Origin of the sequence: Phragmitibacter flavus, from assembly GCF_005780165.1 — a bacterium.
GTDB lineage: Bacteria > Verrucomicrobiota > Verrucomicrobiia > Verrucomicrobiales > Verrucomicrobiaceae > Phragmitibacter > Phragmitibacter flavus.
Window position 1 is genome coordinate 20,528 of the sequence record NZ_VAUV01000030.1, and the last position, 10,141, is coordinate 30,668.

Annotated in this window: 7 protein-coding genes; 3 read left to right on the forward strand and 4 right to left on the reverse strand. The window is 55.5% G+C overall.

The genetic code is table 11. The features are described 5' to 3' along the window. Positions 1-625 precede the first annotated feature (625 nt). From FEM03_RS23780 to FEM03_RS23795, 4 genes are all read right to left on the reverse strand, one after another. Positions 626-1,168 (reverse strand): hypothetical protein, encoded by a 543-nt coding sequence (locus FEM03_RS23780; RefSeq protein ID WP_138088878.1) that lies wholly within the window; start codon positions 1,166-1,168, stop codon positions 626-628. 385 nt (positions 1,169-1,553) lie between these two features. Continuing rightward, the gene (locus FEM03_RS23785) at positions 1,554-2,213 is read right to left on the reverse strand and encodes a hypothetical protein (RefSeq protein ID WP_138088880.1); all 660 of its coding nucleotides are present in this window, start codon (positions 2,211-2,213) and stop codon (positions 1,554-1,556) included. A 110-nt stretch (positions 2,214-2,323) separates the two neighbouring features. Beyond that, positions 2,324-3,271: a UbiA family prenyltransferase gene (locus FEM03_RS23790; protein WP_138088881.1), complete on the reverse strand. Its 948-nt coding sequence runs from the start codon at positions 3,269-3,271 to the stop codon at positions 2,324-2,326. 123 nt (positions 3,272-3,394) lie between these two features. Next, positions 3,395-5,134, reverse strand: a complete 1,740-nt coding sequence (locus FEM03_RS23795; RefSeq protein WP_138088882.1) for a hypothetical protein — start codon at positions 5,132-5,134, stop codon at positions 3,395-3,397. Positions 5,135-5,645: 511 nt separating this feature from the next. On the opposite strand from FEM03_RS23795, the gene FEM03_RS23800 reads away from it, so the two are divergent. The 3 genes from FEM03_RS23800 (at position 5,646) to rpoD (ending at position 9,841) form a co-directional block, all read left to right on the forward strand. Next, on the forward strand, positions 5,646-6,068 hold the full coding sequence (locus FEM03_RS23800; protein WP_138088883.1) for a YkgJ family cysteine cluster protein: 423 nt from the start codon (positions 5,646-5,648) through the stop codon (positions 6,066-6,068). A gap of 99 nt (positions 6,069-6,167) precedes the next feature. Further along, positions 6,168-8,006 (forward strand): DNA primase, encoded by a 1,839-nt coding sequence (gene dnaG, locus FEM03_RS23805; RefSeq protein ID WP_166443104.1) that lies wholly within the window; start codon positions 6,168-6,170, stop codon positions 8,004-8,006. After that, positions 8,003-9,841, forward strand: a complete 1,839-nt coding sequence (gene rpoD / locus FEM03_RS25785) for an RNA polymerase sigma factor RpoD (protein ID WP_138088885.1) — start codon at positions 8,003-8,005, stop codon at positions 9,839-9,841. Before dnaG ends, rpoD begins: the two co-directional genes overlap by 4 nt. Positions 9,842-10,141 lie beyond the last annotated feature (300 nt).

Consider the following 10,141-nt stretch of genomic DNA (forward strand, 5'->3'; position numbering starts at 1 on the left):
GTGCGATTGAAAGTGATGGAGCTGGTTAACCAGACATCGTGTGTGGTCGTTCATTAGGGCATGAGGCGTGCCATGGGGGATTGGTGAGTTGCAAGTCGTTGATGGTGAGGGGAGATTTGGTTGATGGAAGATAGATGATCGTCGATTGAGGGCCTTTCTTTAGCGTCAATCTGGCGCAATGAGACAGTCAGTCGTGTCGCATTGACACGGGTGGGGCAATGGGCGTGCGCGTTTTCAAAAAGGGATGCGCCCTCTGTTAATAGAGGGTCTGAGGTGATGGATTAGATGGCATCCTGACGGGACGCCTCATCGCAGCCCGGAACATGGTGCCGATTTTTGGACACGGCTGATTTGGCTTCCTTGGGGGCGCTTCTTGCGTGGTGGGATAAACTTTCGCCGGGTGCATGAGTCTTCCCTGCAGGAAGATTTGCCGATTCAACCGTTAACCCGGCACCTCGTGCCGGGCTGCTATGAGATGTTCCTGCAGGACATGGACATCCATTTGGGGCTTGGACTGAAATGTAAGGCTCGGGACGAGCCTTCAACTTTGACGCAGGCACAAAAAAGAGGGAGCGGTTGCCCGCTCCCTCTTAAAGGAATGTTGATCAGGAGATCAACTCAGAAATCAGAATGGGAACTTAACACCAAGGCGAACGATGGTGTAGTCTTCGTCTGCGCTGTCTTCAGCGAAGTGGTAAGCGCCGTCACCGAAGATGCCAAGGTTGGCGGATTCGATGCGATACTCAAGACCACCACCAACGAAGTAGTTGCCACGGTTGTCGCTGTTCACGCTGTAGCCACCGCCTGCAAGGACGTAAGGAGCCAAGCAAATGGATTTGATTGGGTAGCGAAGAACAAGGGCACCGTTGAATTCGTGGTGTTCCTGCTCGGTAGCGAAAACACTGTAGCTGCCTTGAACACCGACGTATTCGGTGAAGAAGTATTCGGCAAGGAAACCAGCGCCAAGCTCGTTGTCGCTGTCGCCATCAGGAAGAATGGCAGCGCCATACAAACCGAAAGCGAATCCTGGAGCGAAGCTTTCGCAGCCAAGTGGTGGTGGTGGTGGCAAAGGAGCGACTTCTTTGCTGGATTTGCCATAGCTCACTGGGCCAGCGATAGCGGCCGAAGCGAAAGCCATCGCGAACAGAGTAATTGCGAATTTTTTCATTTGGTTGGTTCTGTGTAGTTTAGGAGTGTTGAACGAGGCAAAATTAGCCTCAAGCAAATTTCCCGCAAGCCAAAAAACCTTAAATACCACAAAAACTGAAGTAATTGTGATATTTGGGAGATGTTTTAAACTTGCACCAGCGGGTTCTTCAAAAAAGCACGAGGTGCTGAATTGTCGAATGGCTGGTCGGAGATTCGAGGGAGATTCGCATCGAATTCGCGGTGTGCGTGTGTTTATTTGATTAAAATCTGAACATTCAGCAAATCCGTTTGTCCGCAGAGGAGGTGCCTGAAAAGAGAAAGGCCTGACCCCCGGAGGGATCAGGCCGCGATGGGCAGGTCAATATAGGAACGAAATTGGATTCCGATTGGTTGAATGAATCGACTTAATCATTGAGCACCAGGCGCATTTCGCCGTTGCGCATGTTAAGCGATTTAACACCGGCGGCGAAGGCGCGAAGACCGGCAATCTCGCCGTTGGATTCGCCATCGAGAAGATTGAGACCCTTGATGTTGCCAAGCCAGGCATTGGGAAGGGAGATGCCGCTGACGCTGACGTCAGCCAGACTGAGGGCAAAACGTTTGTCCTCGTTCAACTGGGTGTTGAAAGCGACTTTGAGGCGTAAGGTGCGTCCACCGAAAAGGGGGACCGATTCATCAACAGGAGCGAGAATGGTGGCACCGAGGCCGCTTTTGTTGATGTTGACTTTAACGGTTTCGCCGAAGCCCTGTTGCTCAAGGTAGCCGTTGATCTCGCGTTCGTTGAGAATGATGGTTTTGGCGGGATCGCTGGGCTCAGGCTCGTTTTCGAGTGCGGCAATTTTTTCCGCCACTTCCTTTTGTTCGGCCAGCGAGAGCTGCACCGGCTTGAAGGACGGGGTGTTGAGATTGTATTGATACCACCAGGCTGCGGACGCGGCACCGACTCCGGTGACGCCGAAGAAAACGCAGGAGACGATGAGCAGTTTTTGCTTCCAGCCGGAGCGGGCTTGCACTGAAGGTGCGGCAGACTGGGAATCGAGGGGTGGGGGAGTGTTGGTGTTCATGACGAGTGAATGTCGATTAACGCTGCACTCTGACAGGGACGACCCCAGATTGTTGAAAAAATCTGCGGATTATTTTTCGTCCATGGCATGCATGGAACAGGATTGAGCAATTACCACTCCACCGGGCCTAGGAAATGAAAGACATTTTTGGCATAATTGGTCTCTGCCAGCAGCAGCCAAAGACTGGCGGCCCCGGTGACGAGGGTGCAGAGGATGATCCATGGATTGCGCAGCAGCTGCTCGGGCTCCAGACGGGCGGCATCGTCCTTCATGGCGTGATGGAAATAGGCGATGACGGCGAGCACGATCAGAGGGAATACCAGCACGAGATTGTTCAGCCTCGGATAGACGGCCATGGCGATGCCGGTGCAGAAGCAAAACAGGTTGGCATAGGTGATCATCGCCAGGATGAGCGATTTCTCGGTGTAGGTCTTGAAGGAACGACGGTAACGACCGCTGAGTTCCTGGTCGCCAATAAAACGGAATTCGGCGTAGCGTTTGCCGGTCATGAGCAGGGCACCGAACGACCACCAGGCGAGGACGATGCTGAGTGGCGGAACGTGATTGGTGTCCACCAATGCATAATAGCCGAGCCAAAGACGGATGGGATTGTTGAACGATTCCGCGATGACGTCCATGAAGGCGCGATCTTTCAGGCGCAGCGGTTTCACGTTGTAGACCACGCCGCTGATGAGCAGCAGCAGCAGGGCGAACTGGTAGCCGAGGTTCATATTCCACCACCAGCAGAGCAGGAAGGCGACGATGATGAGCGCGGCCTTGATCCACCACAGGTAAACGACCTTGACCTTGCCGGCGGGAATGCCGCGCAGGCGTTTGGTGGGATGCATCGCATCGAACGGGGCATCAAGGATTTCGTTGAGGATGTAGTTGGCGGAAGCGATCAGACAGGCCGGGATCAGCGAGAGGAAGGCCTTGGTGATCAAAGAAGCATCGCGCGCGAAATCCAAAACCAACACCCAGGCGACCACATGGCCGAAGACGATGAACACGTTTTTTAGCCAGTGATCGGGGCGACAGATTTTAAGATATTCAACCATGGTAGTGCAAAGCGCGATCTCCCATAAAAAGGAAAGTCCACAGGGTCAAGAAGAGTTGAAATGGCGTGGGGGCAAAAAATGGCGGGGTCAGGGATTATTTCAGGGAACTGAATGCCCGCTCTTTCATTTGAAAATGGTGTCCACTCCCATGGCGCTGTCGCGGGCAAAGGCGGGAATCCATTGAGGGCGACGGCGGGCGATGACACGGTAGATCAACGACAGACCGTGCAGGGTGAACAGTCGGTCGACCAGCCGGTAGCCGCCCTTGCGTCGCATCAACACCGCCACCGCCCAGGCGAGCTGTCGATAACGCAGCCAGAAGGGTTTGAAGTTCATCTTGATGCGGTAGCGATGGCGGTCTCCCGATTTGGGATATTTGACCTTGTAGGCTTTTTTGGCGGCGCGCAGGCGGGTTTCGACGTCTTCGGTAAACGGGGTCAGGCAATATTCGCGGGCGAGGGCGAGGATGCCAAAGGTGTCGGCCATGAACTCGATGTCATGCACCGGCATGCCCGCTTCAGCCGCGAGGGATTTCATCTGTTCAAGGCTGTCGAGGGCACGTTGGGCGGCGCGTAGGGAGGAAGGTTTGTCCTCCACAAAGTGACCGAGCATTTTTTTAACGCTGTGACTGATGAAGATGTTGTTCCAATAGACCTGCAGCATGGGCGGGACGCGCACACGTCGGAAGAAAAAATTCTGCTGCGCGAACTCTTTCACATAGAGAAGTTCATTGATGACCTCATCGGAGAGTCGCAGCAGTTCCAGCAGGGCGCGCCAGTTATCGCAGCCTCGTTGGAGGGCAAACTCCCGCACAGCATCCTCGACCAGTTGACCTTCTTTAAACAGACGGATGGTGACGTGGGTGTTCAGATCGGTCCAGACGGCGCTATCCTCCAAAAATGCCCGGCGTCGAAACGGCACCCAACCACCGGTCTGGCACCACACATTGATGCCCACCATGTTCTTCGCCTGCAGCAGTTCGCGCGCATAGCGTTCATATTCCCAGCCAACAAAGCTGGGGTATTCGCCGCAGCCTTCGTATTCGCGCCGGGTTTGCAGCTCCACGATCTTGGCGACGGGATGATGGAAGAAGTTTTCGTTCAGTGGCAGGAAGCGGAAGAAATCGCTGTCGCCGTATTTCATCGACACGATGAGCGAGGGATGATTTTCCACGCCACGCAACACCTGGGCAAAGGTGCCGCGATGCCAGATCAAGTCGCCGATTTGATAAGCACCGACCGTCCAAGTGCGAAACACCAGCTTGCGTTGATGTTTGCCAAACACCGGCAGAAGCGCGCGCAGGAATCGGTTGGCTTCGGACGAATTGCGCAGGTGCAACTCGCTGAGGAAATGATCCTTCACGTCGCGACCGTCCGCTTCGCCAATGCGGATGATGACTCCAGCCAACTCCGGGAAATCGGTGAAAAACCGATCCAGCAGTTCCGCCAAAAAGGATTCCACGGAGCGCCGGGTATCGCGCAAATGCTCGCGCACGGCCGGCGTTGCGTTGAACACATCCATGGTGATGAACACCTGCAATCCGTGACGCTTTGCCACCTCGAAACATTTTTTGAATTCCGTGCGCCATTGAACGATCAATGCCCGCGTTTCCAGTTCGTAATGCACGTCATCGGCCAGGTGTGTCACATCATCCAGCGACACGGCGTTGAAACCGAGTTTGGCAACCTTGTCGCAAAACACATCCAGCTCGCGGCGAATTTCTGTCCACTGAGCTTCGCGCTCGGGACCTTCCATGCAAAGGTTTTCCCAAGGCAGTTTAGACCAGTTGATGGTGCGTTTGTCATAGCCCCGGAAGAAGGGGCCAATCGCATCAATCAAATAGAGTTGCTCGGTGTTCGGCATGAGATGAGGAAGAATAAAAACGTCCACCCTTTGCGGTGGATCGCAGCCTGCAAGCGATTGCGCGTGACAGATTGGTTGCAGGCTTGCTGATGTAGTATTAGAAAACCCAGATGAGACGGCAACCATCAGTTATTCTATCCTGGACCGTCGTATTTCTGTTTTCATGCTGCGAATCAAAAACCGTTTACTTAAATCTCTCAAATGTTGAGATCAGGCAAAGGGTGAAAAACGGCATGACTCCGGCAGAGGTGCTTGCAGTCATCGGTCCTCCGCATTCGAAGACCAATAACAACCTATGGCATTATCGCAACGCATTCTCCTCGCGTCCTCTGGCTGACACCTATGTTCCCGCCGGGTTCGGCGTTGGATTTTCCGATGGTGGACAAGTTGATGTGGTGATGACTGGTCCGTATGTCTCCCCGGGTGAATCTGGAAAGCGATAGATGGGGGGGCGTGCCAATCTAAATGTGACAACCACTGGTCTTTCTCTGCACCACTGCTATTCTCGTTGATGCCGCCGCCGCCAGAATTTCGTGAGGAGATGACTGCGATTTATGCGGCGCTTGAACAGCGCCCCATCGATCACTCCTGCACGGCGCGCACGCAATGCTGTCAGTTTCAGCTCACCGGTCGCACACCGATGCTGACCAAAGGCGAGGCGCTGTTTGCGGCGATTGGGGTGAAGGCGAGCGGTCGAAAAAAGCTGCCGGATCGCCAGGATGGAGCGTGTCCTTTGCTGGGAAAAAGCGGTAAATGCATGATTTATCAACATCGGCCCTTTGGCTGTCGCACCCACTTTTGCCAGGCTGCCGGGGGGGCTTTCCCACGCAAACAGGTGGCCGATCTCATCCAGCGACTCGATGCGTTGGACGAAAAACTCAAGGGTGACGGACCGCGTCCCATCCAGGGCGCAATCGCTGCGGTTTTGGATTGATCGCGAAAAGCCCAAACCCGTGTCAGGCTTTCTTGACCTTTGGCTCATCACCCGTGACAGTTGCCGCCCGTCAATTTTTCAGAAGAATCCAAACCGCCCGTGGCCCGAATTCCCGAAGACACCCTTCAGCAAGTGCTCCATGCCACCGACATTGTCGATCTGGTCGGGCGCTACGTGAAGCTGCGTCGGGTTGGCACCAACTGGCGCGGACTGTGCCCTTTTCACAACGAAAAAACGCCGTCGTTTTACGTCAACCCCCAGCGTAGTTCCTACCACTGTTTCGGCTGCGGGGCGGGGGGAACCGCGATCCGATTTTTGATGGAGCACGACGGACTTCAGTTCATGGATGCCGTGAAGCGTCTGGCCGATGCGGCGGGCATTCCCATCCATGAGGAAATCTGGGATGCGAATGCTGAACGCGCGGCGAAAATCCGCAATGCCATCCTGCGCGTTCACAGCGAACTTACCGAGTGGTTTCATCACCTGCTGCTCAACGATCCTTCTGCCAAGGAAGCGCGCAGCTACCTCAAATCGCGTGGCATCAATCGCGAAACTGCCACCAACTGGAAAATGGGTTATGCGCCCGCCACGGGTGATGCCTTCAAGCAGTGGGCGGCAGAGAAAAAATACACGGAAAACCTCCTCGTTCACGCCGGCATTCTTGCCCGCGGAGATGCCGACAGCCGACAACCCAATCAGACTTATCCGCGCTTTCGTCATCGCCTGATGTTCCCGATTCGCAATGACTTCAGCGAGGTCATCGCGTTCAGCGGGCGACTGCTCGACAACAACGCCAAGGCCGCGAAATACCTCAACTCGCCGGAGACGGTCATCTTCAACAAAAGCCGCATCCTGTTTGGCCTCGACAAATCCAAACGCGCCATCATCAAGGCCGGCCGCGCGATTGTCTGCGAAGGGCAGATCGACCTCATCACCGCATTTGAGCACGGCATTGAAAACGTGGTTGCACCCTTGGGCACCGCGTTCACCGAATTCCATGCCCGCGTGCTAAAACGTCATGCTGAAGAAGTTGTGCTCTGTTTCGACTCCGACAGCGCCGGATTCAAAGCCGCGCAGCGTGCTTATGTCATTCTCGCGCCTGTCGGATTGATCGTCAAAGCCGTGTCCCTGCCCAATGGCGAAGATCCTGACTCCCTCATTCGCACCCAGGGAGTGGAAGCCCTGCGCAGCACTCTTAACGCGGCGAAGGATTTTATTGATCACGCCATCGACCACGCTTTTGCCTCACGCGATCTCACCGATACCCGCGAAAAAACCCGTTTCTCTGCCGAGATGGCACCGCTGATCCGCCAGCTCGACAACGCCATTGCCCGCGACGCCGCCATCCAAAATCTCGCCATCCGCCTGGGTATTCCCGAAGCTGATTATCGACGTCAGGTCGCCCGCGCTGCCAAGTCCGCCGCCAACAATGACACCACTGGCAACGGCGGTTCCGGACAAGCGGCCGCCAATCCTCTGCCAACCCAAGAGCGCAATGCTGCGCTGCTTTGCCGCTACGCCTTGTCCGACACAAAAATCCTCAATTGGTTGCGCAGCACCGGTAAAGCCTCCATCCTCAACGACATCCCCGGCACCGAACTTCTCGCCCTCATTTGGAACAACGATGCCGACCTAGCTGATACCGCCCGTTTGTCCCTCTTCCTCACCACCTTGCAACGCGAAGAAGAAAGCGCTCTCAGCCAGCTGCTTTCCCAACCCATGCCCGGTGGACAGCTTGCAGAAGCCCAACATGCCTTGGAACTGATCGAAATCGAACGCCTCAAAATCCTTTATCAACGCGCCCATTCACAGCTCAAACAGCCAAATTTGGACCCCACACGTATCTCTTCCCTGAACCAAGACATTGTCACCCTGCGCAAAGAATACCTTGACCGCTTGGCTCAGCTACCGAAAATTCCGCCCTCCACGGCACAATGACCGAGCCAACCCCACAGGATCATCGTCAACCGCCCGTCAACGGCGCTGACAAATCGAAGCGGAAACGCGGACGTCCTCGCAAGAACCCCTTGCAAGACGGTCTCGCTCCGCAGGATCAACCTGCCCAGGAGCAAGACAGCAGCAAACGTCGTCGTGGTCGCCCGCCAAAAGGCAGTCGTGTTGCCGCACCGCCGAAGCCCACGCTCGACGACATCAACGCGCCCGAGATCCAAGAGAAACTGCGCTTTCTCATCCGCCTCGCCAAGGAGCACGATCATCTCACCTACGACGAGATCAACGAGGCCATGCCGAATGGTTTCGTCAGTCCTGATCTTCTCGACGAAATCATCATCCGTCTGCGCAACCTGGAGATTCAAATTGTTGAATCGCCGGAGGTCGCCCCGGCCAAGTCAAAAAGCTCACGCTCGGGATCATCCAACAATGATGACGACGACTCCGCCACGGAAGAGCGCGAGGAGAGCCAGCTCGACATGCTCGACGATCCCGTCCGCATGTATTTGAAGCAAATGGGTTCGGTGCCTCTGCTCACCCGCGAACAGGAGATCATCATCTCGAAACGCATCGAGAAAGCCGAGGGCCACTTTCACACCTGTCTTCAGGACATCGGTTTCATCGCCGGCGAATACCTTCATCTTGCCGACTCGCTGGCCAGTGGCAGCGAACGTTTTGATCGCATCGTCATTGAACGCAAAGACGAGGACCGCGACACCTACTTCAAAAAGCTGCGTCAGGTCAGCGAACAGGTGCGCGATCAAATTGCCCAGACATCATCCCTCTATCGTGATTATCTGCGCGGCAGTGCTTCGAAAAAGCCAGCGCTGTTGGAGAAGTTCCAGCAAAGCCGCATCGCACTGGTCAAACTCTGCGCCAAGTTTTACTTCAAGCAGAAGACCAACGAGGACCTGCTCTCCGCTCTTCAGCAACGGCTCGTTGAACTGGATCAGATCGAGCTTGAGCACTCGCAGACGCCCGACAATCCGGAACTGAAACGCGCCCTGGAAGAGTTCCAACTGAACGCTTGGGTCACGCCTGACGAATTGCGCCAGCATTACGTTGACGCCCAACGCTGGAGCAAGGAATCCGGCAAGGCGAAGAATGAGATGGTTGAGGCCAACTTGCGGCTGGTCATTTCCATCGCCAAGAAATACACCAATCGCGGTCTCAGCTTCCTTGACCTCATTCTAGAAGGCAACATGGGCCTGATGCGTGCGGTGGAGAAATTCGAATACAAACGCGGTTACAAATTCTCCACCTATGCCACCTGGTGGATCCGTCAGGCCATAACCCGCAGCATTGCCGATCAGGCCCGCACCATCCGTATTCCGGTGCACATGATCGACACCATTAACAAATTGCTGCGTGTGCAAAAAAGTTTGGTTCAGGATCTTGGCCGCGACCCCACCCCGGAAGAAATCTCGGAAGAGATTCACATGCCGGTGGATCGCGTGCGCGCCATCATGCGCATGAGCCAGCAACCGGTCAGCCTTCAAACCAAAGTGGGCGACAGCGATGGCGACACCGAGTTTGGCGATTTCATTGAGGACAACAGCAGCGTCAGCCCCATGGAACTGACTGCCATGAACCTCCTTCGCGACAAGCTCAAGGACGTTCTGGAAAGCCTCAGCGAGCGCGAACGCGCCGTTCTCGAACAACGTTTCGGCTTGGTCGATGGAGCCGGGCGCACGCTGGAAGAGGTGGGCCGTCAGTTCCACGTCACCCGCGAGCGCATTCGTCAGATCGAAGCTAAAGCCTTAAGAAAGCTGCGCCATCCCACCCGCATCCGCAAACTGGGCGGCTTCTTCGGATCGCAGTAACTGTGACACAGGCTTGCAGCCTGTGGGTGAGGCAGGCATTTTGCCTGCCCGGTCGGGAGCTTCCGCGCGGAGCGGTAACACAGGCCCCCAGTCGGTGCGTATGCCGGACATCCTGTCCGGCTACCATCCCCATCCCCCTCCGGGCAGCATGCCCGGCACACCCACAGGCTCCAAGCCCATAAGCATATACCTAAAGGTTGAAGTATGCATTGAGCTGGCTATGTTGGCTGATGCAACCGCGAACTTTGGTCGAGGATGAGTGGGAGGTGCTGCGGCACTTTCTTCCTGAAAACTTGGATG